Origin of the sequence: Burkholderia pseudomultivorans, from assembly GCF_902499075.1 — a bacterium.
Taxonomy (GTDB): Bacteria; Pseudomonadota; Gammaproteobacteria; order Burkholderiales; family Burkholderiaceae; genus Burkholderia; species Burkholderia pseudomultivorans.
Genome location: NZ_CABVPP010000058.1, coordinates 1 through 17,830 on the forward strand (window position 1 = coordinate 1; position 17,830 = coordinate 17,830).

Here is a 17,830-nt window from a genome sequence, read left to right on the forward strand (position 1 = left end):
TCGTTTCTTCTTCATTGGCATATCCATGGCTTTTACACCTCATGATATGCCCCGCCCACGAAATCACGGATAGGTCCCCGGCAGGCATCGCCTCAAAACAGAAACGGCGCACCCTCGTCGCGGCGCACCGTTTCCTTGCCTGTGCCGATCGATCTTTCCGGGCTCAGTTCACGCCCGCCCGCTTCTCCACGAACCTTCGCACATAGTCGTCCGCCGGCCGCGACAGGATGTCGTCCGGCGTGCCGACCTGCACGAGCGAGCCATCGCGCAGGATCGCGATCCGGTCGCCGATGCGCAACGCCTCGTCGAGATCGTGCGTGATGAACACGATCGTCTTGGCAAGCGTCGCCTGCAGTTCGAGCAGTTGATCCTGCATCTCGGTGCGGATCAGCGGATCGAGTGCGGAGAACGCCTCGTCCATCAGCAGCACGTCGGTGTCCGCGGCCAGCGCACGCGCCAGCCCGACGCGCTGCCGCATCCCGCCCGACAGTTCGTCCGGATAGTGATCGCCGTACCCGTCGAGGCCGACCTTCGTCAGCCAGCTGCGCGCGGCCTCGACCGCGTCGTGCCGCTTCTCGCCGCGCGTGCGCAGCGCATACGCGGCGTTGTCGAGCACGGTCTGGTGCGGCAGCAGCCCGAAATTCTGGAACACCATGCTGACCTTGTAGCGGCGCAGCTCGCGCAGCCCGTGCGAATCGAGCTTGATCACGTCGTCGCCGTCGATCACGATCTCGCCGGCCGTCGGTTCGATCAGCCGGTTGAAGTGCCGCACCAGCGTCGACTTCCCCGAGCCCGACAGCCCCATGATCACGAAGATCTCGCCCGACGCGATGCCGAGGCTCACGTCGTTGAGCCCGACGTTGCAGCCCGTCTCGGACAGCACGTCGGCCTTGCGCTTGCCCGAGCGCAGCAGGTCGAGCACGCGCGGGTGAGCCGCTTCGGGCCCGAACAGCTTGTAGACGTGCCTGACGTCGATGTTCGCCATGTCTGTCTCCGTTCCTATGCGCGCGACGACGGCGCAGGCTGATTCGAATCGACGCCGGACGATGCCGCGCCGCCCGGCGCACGGTACGGCACCCGCGACGCGCCCTTCTGCCGGCGCTGCTGCGCCAGCCGCCGCCGCGCGCGCCGTTCCTGGCCGAAGCCCTGGCTGATCCGGTCGATCACGATCGCGAGAATCACGATCGCGATGCCGGCCTGCGTGCCCTTGCCGACGTCGAGCGTCTGGATGCCCGCGAGCACGTCCTCGCCGAGCCCGCGCGAGCCGATCATCGACGCGATCACGACCATCGACAGCGCCATCATCGTCGTCTGGTTGATGCCGGCCATGATGTTCGGCCGCGCGAGCGGCAGCTGCACGTTCAGCAGCAGTTGCCAGCGCGTCGTGCCGAACGCGCGCGCGGCCTCCGTCACGTCCGGATCGACCTGGCGGATGCCGAGGTCGGTCAGCCGGATCAGCGGCGGCAGCGCATAGATGATCGTCGCGAGAATCGCCGGCACCTTGCCGAGCCCGAACAGCATCAGCACCGGAATCAGGTAGACGAAGCTCGGCAGCGTCTGCATCACGTCGAGCACCGGCAGCAGCATCCGTCGCAGCGCCGGGCTGCGCGACGCGAGAATCCCGAGCGGCACGCCGATCGCGACCGACAGCACCGTCGCGACGAGCATCAGCGCGAGCGTCTGCATCAGCTTGTCCCACAGGCCGAAACAGCCGATCGCGTAGAGCAGCAGCATGAACAGCACGCCGAGGCCGAGGCGGCGCGTCGCATTCCACGCGATCGCGCCGACCACCAGCAGCACGAGCCACGGCGGCGTCGCACGCAGCGCGCCTTCGAGCGGCACGAGCAGGTAGCGCAGCAGCATCGCGCTGAAGTGGTGGAAACTGTCGCCGTACTGCGCGACGAAGGTCTCGATCACGCTGTTGACCCAGTCCGCGATCGACAGGTGCAGGAAGAAGCCGTTCATCGTGTGTCTCCGGCGCGCCGCCGTGGCGCGCATGACGGCGGCGGCGAGCGTGCGACCGCCGCCGCGCGCGTGGCAGTCGTTACGCGCCCTTCAGGCTGCCGGCGATCTTCTGGGCGACGTCGGCCGGCACCCACTGCTTCCACAGGTCCGCGCGGGTCTTCAGGAACTGCGTGGCCATCGCGGCGCCGTCGATCTTCTTCGTCGTCATGTCGAGGATCGTCTGGTTCAGGTAGTCCATCGGGAAGCTGACCTTCTCGAACACCGAGACGAGCGCCGGATTCGCGTCGTAGAACGGCTTCGACACGCCGATCTTCAGGTGCGACACCATGTACGACGACGCGCACTGGTTCGTCGCGCTCTCTTCGCGCAGCGTCTTCCAGCATGCTTCATTGTAGGCGGGCATCTTCAGCGCGACGAACTTGTACTTCGCCATCAGCGCGGCCGGCCCCCAGTAATAGAACAGGATCGGCGCACCGCGCTGGTACGCGGACGCGATCGCCGCATCGAGCGCCGCGCCCGTGCCCGGATGGAAATTCGTGTACGACTGGTCGAGCTTCAGCACACGCAGCAGGCGCGTGTTCACGCGCTCGCAATCCCAGCCGGTCGGGCAGTTCAGGAAACGGCCCTTGTCCGGCTCTTCTTCGTCCGCGAACACCTGCTTGAACTTCGGCAGATCGCCGACCGACGCGAGCCCCGGCGCGACCGGCTTGATCTTGCGCGCCGCGTCGCCCTTCACCACGTATTCGGGCACGAACCAGCCCTCCTTCGTGCCGCCCGGCAGCGTATCGCCGACCAGCTTCACCGTGCCGGCCGAGACCGCCTTCGCGACGATCTCGCTGCGGCCCGTCCATTGTTCGGACCAGACCTGCAGGTCGTTGCGCGCGAGCGCCGTTTCGGTCGCGGCCGTGCTGCCCGGCACGACGTCCGTCTTGCAGCCGTAGCCTTTCTCCATGATCTGCCGCAGCACTTCGGTCGAGAACGACCCGCTTTCCCACGTGACGCCCGCGAAATGGACCGTCTTGCCGTCCGCGCACGCGCCGGCCGCGTGGGCCGCGGGCGCCGACAGGATCGCCGCGGCGGCGAGAAGGACTGTCTTCAGTCGTCGAATCTGCATGATGGGTCGTCTCCAAATCGAATCTGTTGTTTGTGCGCTGCCGCATGCGCGGCAGGCCAGCCGGGCAGCGGCATGCCCGCATTCTTGTAGCGGCCGGCGAAAGCGTCCAAGTCCGGCCAGTCTGCATAGTTCAGTGGCCGATTTGTTTAGGGAAACGAGTAATTCCGATCACTGCAATCGGCGCTGCCAATCGTTCCCGATACCGGCTGCCAGCGCCGTAGGACGGGCCTCTCGGCCGTTTTCCGGACGACCCGACGGATGCTTCGCGCCGCCTGTTCCGCCGTGTTCGCGGCACGGTTGCGCGTGTTGCCGGCGCGCGATCGCCGCCCGTCGTTTCGGTTGCCGAAACACCCCGTCGCCTATCCATTGGCGATACCGATTGCAATGATCGAAATTACTCGCTTTCGGTTCTGTTTCGACTTGTTAAGAATGCGCGGAGTCATCGGAGGAGACAGGATCGGACGCCGCCCGTCGCACGCCGCCGCACTTCGCGCGTGCCGGCGCCGCAGGCGCTGCGCCGCTTCGCCCCGGATGACGGGACGCGCCTGCTGCGACGCGCTCACGACAACCGATACAAGCTGGATACCCGGAGATCTCATCAATGAACAAGAAACTGACGGCGCTCGCCGTAACGGCCGCTTTCGCGTCGCCCGCGTTCGCGCAAAGCAGCGTCACGCTGTACGGCGTGATCGACGAGGGTCTCGATTACACGAACAACGTCGGCACCGGACACGTCTACGAGATGGCAAGCGGCTACGCACAGGGCAGCCGCTGGGGCCTGAAGGGCAACGAGGATCTCGGCGGCGGGCTGAAGGCGATCTTCCAGCTCGAGAACGGCTTCGACGTCAACACCGGCCGGCTCAACCAGGGCGGCCGCATGTTCGGCCGCCAGGCGTACGTCGGCCTGAGCAGCGCGCAATACGGTACGGTCACGTTCGGCCGCCAGTACGACTCCGTCGTCGACTATCTCGCGCCGACCACCGCGAACGGCAACTGGGGCGGCTACCTGCTCGCGCACCCGTTCGACAACGACAACACCGACAACTCGTTCCGCCTCGACAACACCGTCAAGTACGCCAGCCCGAACTTCGCGGGCTTCCAGTTCGGCGGCGCGTACAGCTTCAGCAACAGCACGAACTTCTCGGACAACCGCGCGTACAGCTTCGGCGCGCAATACCAGAACAACGGTCTGCTGATCGGCGCCGCGTACCTGCAGGCGAACCGCCCGGGCGACGGCTCGGCCGGCGCGATCACCGCGAACGACGCGAGCTACATCGCCGAGCGCATGCGCGTGTTCGGCGCAGGCATCAACTACACGTTCGGCCCGGCAACGGTCGGCTTCGCGTACACGAACTCGAACTACAAGAATCCGACCGGCAACGGCTACCTCGGCACGCCGGGCGCGATCATCGCGCCCGGCGCAACGGTCAGCGCGATCAAGTACCAGAACTTCGAAGTGAACGGTGCGTACCAGATCACGCCGGCGTTCATGGTCGGCGCGCAGTACGTGCTGTCGCTCGAGAAATACGACGCATCGACCGGCGACGCAAAGCCGAAGATCCATTCGGTCGGGCTGATGGCCGACTACAACCTGTCGAAGCGCACCGACGTGTACGTGCAGGCCGCATACCAGCACATCGCCGGCGACAAGACCAACTCGATCCTCGACAACGCGTTCATCCCCGGCACCGATGCACCGTCGTCGACGTCGAACCAGGTGGCCGTGCGCCTTGCGCTGCGCCACAAGTTCTGACGCGCTCCGGTTCTCCCGTCTTCACGCGACACCCGCGCGGCTCCGCCCTGGTGTCTTCGCCCGCCCGCAGGCCGAAGCCTGTCGGCGGGTTTTTTCATGATTCGTCGTCGATCCGTCGCGCTCGCGGCCGGACTCACGTGTCGCGCCCCACCCGTCAACCGTGACAGGTCGACATTCGGCGATCCGCCGATACACTGTGAGCGGTCTCGACGTCCGGCCGCCGCCATCGCGGCCGGTCGCGCCGGGCCTCCATCACGCGCCCCGCCGTCGCTGCCGTCGAACGATGCCTGCGTGCCCTCCCTGCCCCGAAGGAGTCTCCGTTGAAACATTGGCGCCACGCGCTGTTCGTCTTCACCGCCGGCCTGCTGGCCGCGGCCGCCGCGCAAGCCCGCCCGCTGTGCACCGTCGTCGCCGATGCCGCCACCGGACGCGTACTCGTGCAGCAGGGCGACTGCGCGACCCGCGTGACGCCGGCGTCGACGTTCAAGGTGGCGATCAGCCTGATGGGCTTCGACGCGGGCGTGCTGAAGGACGAGCACACGCCGACGCTCGACTTCCACGCAGGCTATCCCGACTGGGGCGGCGCGCCGTGGCGCGAGCCGACCGACCCGGCGCGCTGGATGAAGCTGTCGATCTTCTGGTATTCGGAACAGGTCACGCAGGCGCTCGGACAGGCGCGCTTCCAGCAGTACACGAACGCGTTCGGCTACGGCAACGCGGACGTCAGCAGCCGGCAGGGCGAACTGAGCGGCGTGATGGGCGCTTGGGTCAATTCGTCGCTGCAGATCTCGCCGCTCGAGCAGGTCGGCTTCATGCGCAGGATCGCGAACCGGACGCTGCCTGTCAGCGCGCACGCGTACGACATGACCGAACGGATCACGCTGATCGACAGGCAGCCGGACGGCTGGATCGTGCACGGCAAGACCGGCACCGGATCGCCGGGGCCCAGGTACGACGCGTCGCACGCGTACGGCTGGTTCGTCGGCTGGGCGACCAGGGGGCCGCGCAAGCTCGCGTTCGCGTACCTGATCCAGGACGAGCAGCGGCAGACGCCGAATGCCGGCCTGCGCGCACGCGACACGTTCCTCGACGCGCTGCCGGCGCTCGCGGAACCGGGCCGCCCGCAATGAGCGCCGGCCCGCGCAACGCACGGATCGACCTGCTGCGCGGCATATCGATCCTGCTCGTCCTGCTGCATCACTTCAATATTCCGTACGCGCTGGGCGACACGGCCATCGCACGCGCGTTCGGCCGGGATGCCGTGCATGCGGTGGTGCGCAACGGCAACTACGGCGTGACGATGTTCTTCGTGATCTCCGGCTATCTGATCACGTCGAATGCGCGCCGCCGATGGGGCAGCCTCGGCGCGATCGATGTGCGCACGTTCTACGTGTCGCGCGTCGCGCGCATCGTGCCGTGCCTGCTCCTGCTGCTCGCGATCGTCGACGGACTCGCGGCGGCCGGCGTGCCGGTCTTCATGAATCACGCGCCGCAGGGTGTCGCCGTGTCGCTCTGGCTCGTGAATCTCGCGTCGCTCACGTTCTGGATGAACGTGCTGATCGGCGCTTGCGGGTGGGTCAACTACGCGCTGGGCGTGCTGTGGTCGCTGTCGGTCGAAGAGGTGTTCTACCTGTCGTTTCCGCTGCTGTGCGTCGCGCTGCGCCGCGACGCGCGCCTGTTTGCGTTCTGGGTGTGCGTCGCTGCGATCGGCCCGCTCTACCGTCTCACGCATGCCGACGACGAAGGCGGATTTCTCTACGCGTATTTCGCATGCTTCGACGGCATCGCGATCGGCTGCTGCACGGCGCTGCTGGCCGAACGCGCACGCTGGCAGACGCTGGCTGCGCAGCCCGTACAGTGGATCGTCGCGATCGCGATGGCCGTGCTCTATCTTGCATGGCCGATCGCGGAAAGCCATGTCCTCGGCGTGACCGCGATGGCGCTCGGTACGGCCGTGCCGCTGATCGGCTCGCATGCGGCCAGCGCGCAGACGCGCGGCCGCCTGCTCACGCCGTTGCGCTGGAGCGGCCGGCTCAGCTACGAGCTGTATCTGTTCCACCTGATCGTGCTCGGCGCGCTACGCACGGGCTGGCCGCCGTCGGCCACGCATGGCGACGACAAGCTGCTGTTGCTGGTCGCGTATCTGGCAGTGTCGGCGGCACTGAGTGCGGCGATCGCGCGCGGGATTGCGACGCCGCTGGATCGCGCGATCAAGCGCGCGTGGGCGCGTCCGTCGGCTCGTGTGCCGGACGGCGCGCGGTTCTGATGCGGGGCAGTGTGTTGCGGGAGTATCGCGCGGAATGAGCGATTTTTTCACCGGGATCGTGTCTTTCTTGACGGGGATCGCGTCCGCTGTCGAATTCGTGGCGATGGTGTTTGCATTCTTCGGCGGCGCTCTCTTTGAGGCAATCGGCCCGCTTATCGCCATCGCCGTCACGCTGCTGTTGCTGTGGCGCACCGTGCATCGCTTTCGCACCCATCCCGGCCGTGGACGGTTCCTGCCGCTTCGGCCGATACCGGTTTTACTTGTATTGGGCGTTCTGGCGATCGATGCCACGGCCATCGAGATGGTCCGGTACAGGTACCACCTCGAGTACGCAAACTATGAAGCGATAAAACAAACAAGGGAATGGGAAAGGCAATTTCTTCCCGCGTCCATCCAGTATGGCCAATTGCGCATCCCGGCAGGTTCTCTGGTGAACTTCTCGTATCCGACGAACGATACGCTTCTGACGGCAAGGATCCGGTTTGCGAGCCCGATGCCCGTGGCAGGCGTGACGGCGACGGCGCTCGACGTGACCAATGACAAGGTCGCCACGCTGGAGCTGGCAAACGACCAACGAATCGGCGACGTGCAATGCCATCGCGGGAAGCTCGCCGTATTTTCGATTCCGACGAGATACCAGGTGCGCAAGAACGGTGAATTCGTCCATTCCGAGCCATTCGATTTCTCCAAATGGCATTTCGAACAATGCAGCGATGCGCCGGGAATCGACGTGAAACCTCCGAAGCCGCCTCCGCCGGAACCTTCGCTGTGGAGCCAGCTGCTGCCGCGCCGGGCCGCCGGAACGGGATTTGGCGGATAGCGCGGCAGCCCCGGTTGCCGGGGTTCTGCCCGGTTCTCGCCTATCCGACATGGCTCGGCCGCTTGCAGTCATACGGCAAGCCGATCATGATGCTGCTCGGCAATCCGCCACGCCAACCGCTGCCTACTCGCCCATGCATTGCCCCTATTGTTCCGCCACGCTCGCGACCGCGCCGGGAGGAGAACTTCGGTGCTCGTCGACCGGCGCATCCTTCAGCGCGTCGGTGCGCGCACGACTCGATGCGGTCGCGGCAAAGCGCGCCGCCACAGTGCCACCACCGACGTTTGACGTCGGCCGGTGGTTTTGCCCGCGCTGCGGCAAGACAACCCTGCGCGGTGTGTGCAACGACTGCGGTGTCGTGATAACCGCCGGACTGGCGAGAGAACTGCTGGAATTGAATCCGCACGTCGATGCCGGAACGCTGAACGGGAATTCCCCTAATGAGTGACATCGGCATCGAACTGCCCGTCTGGGTCATTCCGGTGATGTTCGGCGCCATCTACTGGCCATTGACGCTGTTTTTCGGCTGCCTCGCGCTGTACGTCGGCGTGTTGCGCGTGCGCGGCATCGCGCGCATCGTGTTCATCGCGCTCGCGCTGCCGCTCATCGCCGATGCAGGCCTCGGGATTTACTACGCCATTGCCGGGTATTAGGCGGCGCCACATGGCCCCGTCGGCGAACGATATCCGCCGATTTCACGGCGCGGCGCACTTCACCTCAAATTGGTCTTCGCCAGCTCGACGATCTCGTCGCCGCGTCCGCTCAGGATCGCGCGCAGCATGAACAGGCTGAATCCCTTCGCATGCGCGAGTTCGATCTTCGGCGGCATCGCCAGCTCGTACTTCGACGTGACGACGTCGACGAGCGCCGGCCCGTCGTGCGCGAACGCCGTGCGCAGTGCGTGCTCGATGTTCTCCGAATGCTCGACGCGTACGCTGAAGATACCCGCGCCTTTCGCAATCGCCGCAAAATCCGTCGGGCTCAGGTCGACGTTCGTATCCAGATAGCCGGCCGCCTTCAGCTCCATCGACACGAAGCCGAGCAGACTGTTGTTGTAGACGACGATCTTGATCGGCAGGTTGAGCTGGCGCGCACTCAGCAGGTCGCCGAGCAGCATCGACAGCCCGCCGTCGCCGGACAGCGACACGACCTGCCGCCCCGGATGCGCGCCCTGCGCGCCGAGCGCCTGCGGCATCGCGTTCGCCATCGAGCCGTGATTGAACGAGCCGTGCAGCTGACGCTTGCCGTTCATCGTCAGATAGCGCGCGGCCCACAGCGTCGGCGTACCGACATCGGCCGTGAAGATCGCGTCGTCGGCCGCGACTTCATCGACGATCTTCGTCAGGTATTGCGGATGGATCGCGCGGCCCGGCGGCTCGGCCACCGCGAGATCGTCGAGCCCCTTGCGCGCGGTCGCATAATGCTTCAGCGCGTTTTCGAGGAAGCGCCGTTGCGTCTTGCGCGTCAGGCGCGGCAGCAGCGCCGCGATCGTCTCCTTCACGGTGCCGACCAGACCGAGCGCAAGCGGCGCGCGATGGCCGAGTTGCGACCCCTTCCAGTCGATCTGCGCGATCTTCGCATTCGACGGATAGAACGGCCGGTACGGAAAATCCGTGCCGAGCATCAGCAGCGTGTCGCACGATTCCATCGCGTGATAGCCGGAGCTGAAACCGATCAGCCCCGTCATCCCGACGTCGGACGGATTGTCCCATTCGACGAACTGCTTGCCGCGCAACGCATGCACGACCGGCGCACCGAGCGTGTCGGCCAGCGCGACGACCTCATCGTGCGCCCCCTGCGTGCCGCTGCCGCACAGCAGCGTGACCGCGTCGGACGCGTTCAGCAGCGCCGCGAGCCGGTCGAGATCGGCGTCGGCCGGCACGATCGACGGCGGCGCCGCGTCGTGCCAGCGCGGCGCTTCGTCGGGACCGTCGCCGAGCGCGATGTCGCCCGGCAGCACGATCACGGCGACGCCGCGTTCGTCGATCGCGGTGCGCATCGCGCGCGCGAGCAGCCGCGGGAACTGCGACGCATTGGTCACCAGTTCCGCAAAGTGACTGCATTCGCGGAACAGTTCCTGCGGATGGGTTTCCTGGAAATAGCCGAGGCCGATCTCGGTCGACGGGATGTGCGCGGCGATCGCGAGCACCGGCTGATGATTGCGGTGGCAGTCGTACAGCCCGTTGATCAGGTGCAGGTTGCCGGGGCCGCAACTGCCCGCGCACACCGCGAGCCGCCCGGTCGATGCGGCATCCGCGCCGGCCGCGAACGCCGCGCTCTCCTCGTGACGCGTATGCATCCACCGGATCGAGCCGATCTGGCTCAGGCTGAACGACAGGCCGTTCAGGCTGTCGCCGGTCACGCCCCAGATACGCTCGACGCCCGCTGCCGCCAGCGTCTTCGCCAGATATTCCGCCATCGTCTGTCTTGCCATGATGCCCTCGCTCGCAGGTTGGGTTGTCGCGACATGCCGGTGTGCGTGCGCGCCGGTTCGTCCCGCGTGCCGGCGCGGCACCTCTGCGCATGATAGACAAACGCGGGAATCGGCGTCCTGAACGCGCATTTGCGTGCATTGTTTCGCAGCCCGCGCATCCGCCGCGGCCGTCATCGGTTCGTCAGATGGCCGACAGGCAAACGAAACAGGCAAGCGCGGCCGCGCTAGACCGGCAACGCATGCGTCGAAAGAATTTCCTTGAGCACCATGAACGACCTCACCTGCCGCACGCCCGGCAGATACAGCAGTTGCTCGGCATGCAGCCGATTGAAACTCTCGTTGTCGCGCGTGCGCACCAGCATGAAGTAGTCGAATTCGCCGGTCACGACATGGCATTCGACGCATCCCGAGACTTTCTGCGCCGCCGTCTCGAATGCGGCGAACGCTTCGGGCGTCGAGCGATCGAGCACGAAGCCGATCACGACCAGCATGCCGGCGCCGAGCGGCTTCGGGTCCAGCAGCGCGACGATGCCGCGGATCAGCCCCATTTCCTTCAGCCGCTCGACACGCCGCAGGCATGCGGGCGCACTCAGCTTCACCTTCGCGGCGAGGCTCACGTTCGAGATCGACGCATCCCGCTGCAACTGCCGAAGAATCGCGCGGTCGATGCGATCGAGTGCCGGCGCGGCGTCGCCGGGGGAAACCGCTTTTCTTTCTAATTTCATTGCGTCTCGCTCCGTTTTGACGAACTGAAATTGCTTGGTCAATGGTCCGGTCTTCGACAACGTAGGCCGACGCGATTTATTTCGCAAGCTCATTTCGCATCGATGTTCCTATCATCTTCTGACGGGATGCGCGGCCGCCGGCCGTGCGCGAACGATCCCGCCTTTCCCCCCAACGTCCCCGGAGCCCGCCGATGAACCTGCAACGTTTCCCCCGTTATCCGCTGACGTTCGGCCCGACGCCGATCCAGCCGCTCAAGCGCCTGAGCGATCACCTCGGCGGCACGGTCGAGCTCTACGCGAAACGGGAGGACTGCAACAGCGGGCTCGCGTTCGGCGGCAACAAGACGCGCAAGCTCGAATACCTGATTCCCGATGCGCTCGAACAGCGCGCGGACACGCTCGTGTCGATCGGCGGCGTCCAGTCGAACCAGACGCGGCAGGTCGCAGCCGTCGCCGCGCATCTCGGCATGAAGTGCGTGCTGGTGCAGGAGCATTGGGTGAACTACGACGATCCGGTCTACGACCGGGTCGGCAACATCCAGCTATCGCGCATGATGGGCGCCGACGTGCGGCTCGTGCCGGACGGCTTCGACATCGGCATTCGCCGCAGCTGGGAGGAAGCACTCGAAAGCGTGAAGCGGGCGGGCGGCAAGCCGTATCCGATTCCGGCCGGCTGCTCGGAGCATCCGCTCGGCGGGCTCGGCTTCGTCGGATTTGCCGAGGAAGTGCGCGCGCAGGAAGCGCAGCTCGGCTTCCGGTTCGACTACATCGTCGTGTGCTCGGTGACGGGCAGCACTCAGGCGGGGATGGTCGTCGGCTTCGCGGCCGACGGACGCGCCGACCGCGTGATCGGCATCGACGCGTCGGCGACGCCCGAACGCACGCGCGAGCAGATCACGCGCATCGCACGCCATACGGCCGCCCTCGTCGAACTCGGACGCGAGATCACCGATGCGGACGTGGTCCTCGACAAGCGCTACGCCGGCCCCGAGTACGGGCTGCCGAACGACGGCACGCTCGACGCGATTCGTCTGTGCGCGCGGCTCGAAGGCGTGCTGACCGATCCCGTCTACGAAGGGAAGTCGATGCACGGGATGATCGACAAGGTGCGGCGCGGCGAATTCGAGCCGGGCTCGAAAGTGCTGTACGCGCATCTTGGCGGCGCGCCGGCGTTGAGCGCGTACAGCGGGATGTTCGGCGAAGGCTGATGCGCGGCACGGGGCGGCGACGTCCCGCCGATCGCGCGACGATACCGGGGCCGGTCGTTCACGAATCCGCGTTCTGCGTGTCGAGCGCGGCAACCGGTGCACCGGCCGGATCGGGGATGCACTCGGCGTCGACGACGTCATAGCTCAACGACGGATCGGCCTGCGGCAACGTATAGCGGACGCGGCATCCGTTGTCGCGCCAGCGCACCTCGAAGTCGCCGTGATCCTGCGCGCCGAACACCATCAGGCGCGACTGGTTGTCGACCACGCCGAGCGTGCGGCCCGTGTCGTCATATGCCATCGCGCCGATCGGCACGGTCGCGTCGCCCTTCGTCTGCAGCACGAACTGCACGCGACGGCCGACCTCCGCTTCGAAGTCGGCCGCGACCACCGCGCCGCGCGTCGGCACGAGCACCTTGGTACTGTCGGACACTTCGGTATCCGTACCGAGCGACGCCGCCGCGAGGTTCAGCCAGTTATAGCGATACGGCTGCATATAAGGCACCACCGCATAGCCGCGACCGTCCGTCGAAATCGACGACGACGCATCGAGCTGCGCACCCTTGACGCCCGACACGCGCATCACCGCGAAGGTTTCGCCGACCGGCTGGCCGAACGTCACACCACCCCGATGAATCACCATCGACCCGGCGGCGTTCGCGTCGAAGTGTCCGCCGTAGCGGCTCTGGTTGTAGTTCGCGCCCAGCTTGCCCATGCGCGCATCCCAGCTCATGCCGAGGCCGCCGGACGCGCCGCCGTGCTTCTCGTAGCCGGCCTGCGCCGAAAAGCCGAGCGTGCCGTTCCGGTCGACGAAACCCGAGACGCCGCTCTGCACGTTCGCGCTGCCGTCGAGCGACGACACCACGTTGGTATACGCGCGCAGCGAGCGCCCCCCGCCGCCGAGCGGAATGCTCGCCGACACGGTCACCTGCGTATCCGATCGACGCCACGCGCCGCTCTCGCGCGTATGCGACAGCGCGACGCTGTAGCTGGCGGCGGACAGGTTGCCGCTATACCCGAGCTGATAGCGACGACTGCGCCCCGACTCGCCCCAATAGCTGGTTTCCCCCAGCGACACGAACAGCGAGCCGCGCCGGATCGACTGGTTGACGTTGACGTCGAACCGGCTTTTCTGGCGCTGATAGCCATACGGCTGCACGAGGCCCAGATCGTCGGCATGCTGCGCAAAGGTGCGAAAGCCCTCGGTCGAGTAGCGATAGCCGACCATCGTCAACGTCGTGTCGGTCGCAGCCAGCGTCTTCGAATACAGCAAGCGCGCACTTTGCCCGCGCTGCGTTCGGTTGCCTGCATCGGACTGACTGTGCGTAACGTCGAGCGACAGGCCGCCGAACGGCGAATTGAAGCCCGCGCCGAGGTTCAGCGCGGTATAGCGCTGCGAAACCAGCAGCCCGCCGAACCCGGTGACGTTGTCGGTCACGCCATACACGAGCGTCGCCATCGCAAAGGTCGGCGACGGCTTGCCGGTGTTGCGGAATTTCCCGGTCGCGAAGTGGTAGCGCAGGCCGCCGCGACGCACCATCACCGGCACGTACGAATACGCCTGCGTGAAGGTGCGCACGCGGCCGTCGGCTTCGATGATCCGCACCTCGAGGTCGCCGTTCGAACCGCTCGGATAGATGTCGGCGATTTCGAATGCGCCCGGCGACACGGGCGTCGAGTAAATGAGATACCCGTTCTGGCGCACCTCGACGGTCGCATGACTCTCCGCGATGCCGCGCACGACCGGCGCGAAGCCGTTCTCGTTATCGGGCAGCATCCCCGTATCCGACGCAAGCTGTGCGCCGAGAAACCGGAAGCTGTCGAAGATCTGTCCGGACGTATACAGCTCGCCGGCCGCCATTCTCCCTTTGATCGCGCGCAGATCGCGCTCCGCGTACGTCCGGTTGCTCGAGAATCGCGTCAGGTTGCCGCTGCGCGTCAACGACGCATCGTTGCGCAAGCGCCAGCGGCCGACGTTGAAACCGTTGTGCAATCCAAGGTAGTAGTAGTCGCTGTTGTATCCGCCGCCCGTGTTCCGGCTGTAACTCGCCTGATAGTCGGAGAACAGTGCGGTTATGCCGTCATCCCAAAGGGACTCGTCGACATGGCCGCGCGGTTGCCGCGCCATGTACTTCTGCGGCATCGCGAGATGCAGCGACAGCGCATGGATGTCGAAATCCACCGACGCGCCGCTGTCGCCGCCGAAGAAGCCGACCACCGCGTCGTCGGGACTTCCCGGCGGCACCAGGCCGTCCGCTTCGAGCTTCGCGATATCGATGCCGATCTGCTTCAACACGCCGACCGTCAGCAACGGCTTGACGATCTTGTCGTCGCCGTCGTCGGCAAACCGCACCGACGCCCGCTTGACGAGCGACTGATTCAGATAGAGGTCGAGTTCGTACGTGCCCGGTACGACGCCATTGCCGCTTTCGAAGTACGACATTTCGACCGGCGCATCGTCGCGCTTGAGCAGGATCTCGTTGAATTGAACGACCGACGCCGGCGCGCTGCCCGGAAGCGCCATGCCCAGCAGGACCAGAAAGCAGGCGGGAGAACGGCCGGATACTGTCGGCTTGTTCCGCTTCTTGGTCTTCTTGATGTTTTCCATCTGGACTCCTCATCAGGTATGCTGCCCCTGAACAGGAAAGAAAATCCCTCCTCTACAGAAACATGTGGATTGCTGCGGGCGGTCTGGCGCTCAAGATGGGGAGACGTCGCGGGAGTGCGACACGATCGCGCCGTAGTCGTTGACCGTCTCGTATTCGACGCGGGCGGGCGTCGCGTGCTTGCCGGTGATCTCGACGCGCTGCGTGCCGCCGGGCACCGCCATTTCGACCGGCACGCGCTGCGCGCTCTGGCCGCTGACCAGCTTGACCGCGCCGAACGAGACGTTGAAACGCGAGTCGTTCCTGACCTCCAGGAATGGCTTGCCGTCGGCCTCGACGACGCGCCATGAGAGATGGCTCGCGGCCTCGTCCGCATTGCCAGGCAAACCGGACGGCCGGTAAAAGACCTTGACCCGCTGACGCACGGCGATCTGCAGCGTGTTGTCGGACTTGGCCTTCTGCGGAATCTCCTGCACGTTCAGCCAGAACACCGACTCCTTGTCGGACGGCAGGCCGCGCCCCTGATAGAAAATGCGCAGCACCTGCTGCTTGGCGGGCCCCAGCCGGCTCAGCGACGGCGTAATCGCAAACGGGACCGCCGCCTTGGGGTCGCTTCCGGACTCGACCCACGACTGGATCATGACGTCCTCGGATGCGCGATTCTTGACCAGGATCGATGCTTCCTTTCCCCCTGGCGGGAATACCACGCGCGTGCTTTCCAGCGTGACGCCTGCACTCGACAAGCCAGGGAGAATCGACAGCGCACAGGCCAGCAACACGCTGACAATGAATCGTTGTTTCATCTCGGATCCGAATTGACGCTGGAGGGACCGGGAGATCGCCTCCAGCAGGTTGACTTACTCGTAGGTGAGCGTGAAGGGCAGCGTGCCGTTCGCGACGCCGGCCTTGACCGGGTCGCCGTTCTTCACGTAGGCCGCGCGCAGCGCCAGCTTGGCCGAATAGTTGACGACTTCCGGATCGCCTTCGGCAGCACCCGGTGTTGTCGTCTTGACGAGCGGCGCGTCGAAGGTTTCGTTCGCGGCGAGGTTCAGCAGCTTGTTGTCGATGTCGTAGATGCCGATGCCGACGCCTTTCGCCGTGCCGGTCGTCTTCAGCAGATAGACGTTCTTCGGATCGACGCCCGAGCCGCCGTTCGGGTCGAAGCGGACCTTCACCGTCGTCAGCTTGTCGGCCGTGTTGCCGCAATCGAGATTCAAGTTGATGTTGGTACCGGCCGCGATCTGGCCGTCGGCGACCGAGCCGATTGCGTCAGAGCTGACCTTGCCCAGCTTCACTTCGACGTTCTGCGCGCCCTTGCCGCCCGTCACGTTCGCACCCGCGCCGCTCGAGATCGAGCACGACGCCGTGACGATTTCTCCCGAAAAATTGATGGTGCCGTCTGCCGCCATCACGCTGCTCGCGGCAACGGCAGCCACTGCAGCCGCGGTTATTTTTTTGATATCGAAAGTCACGATTTACTCCATTTCAATTGCAAAATTTAACTCTTTTAAACAATCATCAAGAGTTAATTTAATTTTATTGGCGGATACCTACCCCAATAAATAGGACATATTCGATAAGGACGCGTATAGATATCGGACTTGTTCTAAACTGAATTTCCGATGCGACTCGCCGCATCGAACCGGGCGCGCCGGCAAAGCGTGCGCCCTATTGATAGTCGAGCAGGACCACGATCGCGGCATGGACCGAGCCGCCTGTCACCTTGCCGGCGGTCTGCACGTACGAAGCACGCATCGGAATCTGATACGACCCGCCGGTGTCTTTGCTATATGCGGTCACGGGGAGCGATGCGCCGAACTTCGGCGGCGTACCGGACGCATCGACCACTCGAATCGACGCGCCGGTCGCGGTCGATTCGGGCAGCAAAGGCAGCGTGCCGGAACCGTCCGGCACGGAGCCGCCCGCCGGAAGAATCGTGTAGCCGACACGATTGAAGCCGCGCGGACATCCGGTCACCGAGAGATTGAACGGCGTGTCGGCTGCGGTCGCGCCGATACCGTGCAACTGCCCCGAGCTGACGGGCGGCAGTTTCACGTTCTGATCCGGCACCTCGCACGTCCCGTCGATTGCGGTAACCTTGCCCGACAGTCGGATCGACGAGTCGCGCGAAGAAATCATTCCGGTCTTGTAGCTGATGATGTAGTACGAATCGAACGAGCCGCTCGAGAACGCCCCGCTCGCGATCGGGCCGCCGTTGCGAAACAGCTGAAGTTCGGCGATGCGTGAAAAAGTGCCGGTGAAGTTGGAAGTGACTGGCTTTCCGTCGAAGAACAAACGAACGGATACGCCCGGAACATTGGTTTCCATGTCCGGCCCGGTGACGTTGCTTTCCCAGATACTGCCCTTGTTATAGAGAAAGACGAGCGAGATTTCGCATTGGCTCTGACCGCACACCTCGGCCGGCGAGAACGTATAACGGGACAGCGTGGCACCGGACGGCACGGCTGACGGAACGGCGAGGTCCCTGCCGCCGAACGCGTATATGTTGGCTGCGGTGCTAGACCCGGCGAAGCCGAGCATCGTTGCAGCGACAAGCAGAAGTCGGGTAGACAAGTCTTTGGCTTTCATGAGCGAGTAAACGAATGAATGCAGGGCCTCGGATCGGTGCCACCGCGGCGCACGCGCCGTGGCCGAAACGAAAGCATTCGTGGAATCCGGGGATACAGACGGGATTGGGCCGCGCGACATGTGACCGGTAGTGGCGATGCGAAAGCCGCTGGTATGGCAGTTTCGCCCCAACACGGATGCGCGGCATCGAGGGATATAGCGTACGCGTTCCGACTCGTGCCCGAATACGGGACGAGTTTTAATCTACGTGGATATTCACTCGTACAAATACTAAATCGATGCGTGCGCAATCCGTCCGGGCCGGAAATTCCATGCGATCTTGCAGATATCAGTCGACGAGCGCCACTTCA

At 65.1% G+C, this 17,830-nt stretch carries 15 protein-coding genes; 6 read left to right on the top strand and 9 right to left on the bottom strand.

What is annotated here, in order from left to right; translation table 11 throughout:
- Positions 1-163: 163 nt before the first annotated feature.
- From BST28156_RS27895 to BST28156_RS27905, 3 genes are all read right to left on the bottom strand, one after another.
- Positions 164-985, bottom strand: coding sequence for a quaternary amine ABC transporter ATP-binding protein (locus BST28156_RS27895; RefSeq protein WP_174903921.1), 822 nt, complete (start codon positions 983-985; stop codon positions 164-166).
- Positions 986-999: 14 nt separating this feature from the next.
- Positions 1,000-1,965, bottom strand: a complete 966-nt coding sequence (locus tag BST28156_RS27900; RefSeq protein ID WP_040130564.1) for an ABC transporter permease — start codon at positions 1,963-1,965, stop codon at positions 1,000-1,002.
- A 79-nt stretch (positions 1,966-2,044) separates the two neighbouring features.
- A complete protein-coding gene (locus BST28156_RS27905; RefSeq protein WP_174903922.1) occupies positions 2,045-3,079 on the bottom strand; it encodes an ABC transporter substrate-binding protein in 1,035 nt (344 codons plus the stop codon).
- Positions 3,080-3,680: 601 nt separating this feature from the next.
- Here BST28156_RS27905 and BST28156_RS27910 point away from each other — a divergent pair.
- The 5 genes from BST28156_RS27910 (at position 3,681) to BST28156_RS27930 (ending at position 8,571) form a co-directional block, all read left to right on the top strand.
- Positions 3,681-4,832, top strand: coding sequence for a porin (locus tag BST28156_RS27910; RefSeq protein ID WP_060247141.1), 1,152 nt, complete (start codon positions 3,681-3,683; stop codon positions 4,830-4,832).
- Between the two features lie 320 nt (positions 4,833-5,152).
- Complete coding sequence (gene blaOXA, locus BST28156_RS27915; protein ID WP_174903923.1) at positions 5,153-5,962, top strand: OXA-1043 family class D beta-lactamase; 810 nt, start codon at positions 5,153-5,155, stop codon at positions 5,960-5,962.
- Complete coding sequence (locus BST28156_RS27920) at positions 5,959-7,098, top strand: acyltransferase family protein (protein WP_174903924.1); 1,140 nt, start codon at positions 5,959-5,961, stop codon at positions 7,096-7,098. Before blaOXA ends, BST28156_RS27920 begins: the two co-directional genes overlap by 4 nt.
- A 34-nt stretch (positions 7,099-7,132) precedes the next feature.
- A complete protein-coding gene (locus BST28156_RS27925; RefSeq protein WP_174903925.1) occupies positions 7,133-7,918 on the top strand; it encodes a hypothetical protein in 786 nt (261 codons plus the stop codon).
- Between the two features lie 440 nt (positions 7,919-8,358).
- Positions 8,359-8,571 (top strand): hypothetical protein, encoded by a 213-nt coding sequence (locus BST28156_RS27930; RefSeq protein WP_059516138.1) that lies wholly within the window; start codon positions 8,359-8,361, stop codon positions 8,569-8,571.
- A 59-nt stretch (positions 8,572-8,630) separates the two neighbouring features.
- On the opposite strand, the gene poxB is transcribed toward BST28156_RS27930, so the two are convergent.
- Both poxB and BST28156_RS27940 read right to left on the bottom strand, forming a co-directional pair.
- A complete protein-coding gene (gene poxB / locus BST28156_RS27935; RefSeq protein ID WP_174903926.1) occupies positions 8,631-10,352 on the bottom strand; it encodes a ubiquinone-dependent pyruvate dehydrogenase in 1,722 nt (573 codons plus the stop codon).
- Between the two features lie 224 nt (positions 10,353-10,576).
- Complete coding sequence (locus BST28156_RS27940; protein WP_009688120.1) at positions 10,577-11,077, bottom strand: Lrp/AsnC family transcriptional regulator; 501 nt, start codon at positions 11,075-11,077, stop codon at positions 10,577-10,579.
- Positions 11,078-11,268: 191 nt separating this feature from the next.
- On the opposite strand from BST28156_RS27940, the gene BST28156_RS27945 reads away from it, so the two are divergent.
- Positions 11,269-12,285: a 1-aminocyclopropane-1-carboxylate deaminase gene (locus tag BST28156_RS27945; RefSeq protein ID WP_009688121.1), complete on the top strand. Its 1,017-nt coding sequence runs from the start codon at positions 11,269-11,271 to the stop codon at positions 12,283-12,285.
- 58 nt (positions 12,286-12,343) lie between these two features.
- Here BST28156_RS27945 and BST28156_RS27950 read toward each other — a convergent pair whose 3' ends face one another.
- From BST28156_RS27950 to BST28156_RS27965, 4 genes are all read right to left on the bottom strand, one after another.
- Entirely contained in the window at positions 12,344-14,893 is a 2,550-nt protein-coding gene (locus tag BST28156_RS27950) for a fimbria/pilus outer membrane usher protein (RefSeq protein ID WP_059604228.1), read from the bottom strand.
- Between the two features lie 90 nt (positions 14,894-14,983).
- The gene (locus BST28156_RS27955; RefSeq protein WP_009688123.1) at positions 14,984-15,694 is read right to left on the bottom strand and encodes a fimbrial biogenesis chaperone; all 711 of its coding nucleotides are present in this window, start codon (positions 15,692-15,694) and stop codon (positions 14,984-14,986) included.
- 54 nt (positions 15,695-15,748) lie between these two features.
- Positions 15,749-16,327: a fimbrial protein gene (locus tag BST28156_RS27960; RefSeq protein ID WP_254596434.1), complete on the bottom strand. Its 579-nt coding sequence runs from the start codon at positions 16,325-16,327 to the stop codon at positions 15,749-15,751.
- 232 nt (positions 16,328-16,559) lie between these two features.
- The gene (locus tag BST28156_RS27965; protein WP_059516142.1) at positions 16,560-17,480 is read right to left on the bottom strand and encodes a fimbrial protein; all 921 of its coding nucleotides are present in this window, start codon (positions 17,478-17,480) and stop codon (positions 16,560-16,562) included.
- Positions 17,481-17,830: the final 350 nt, after the last annotated feature.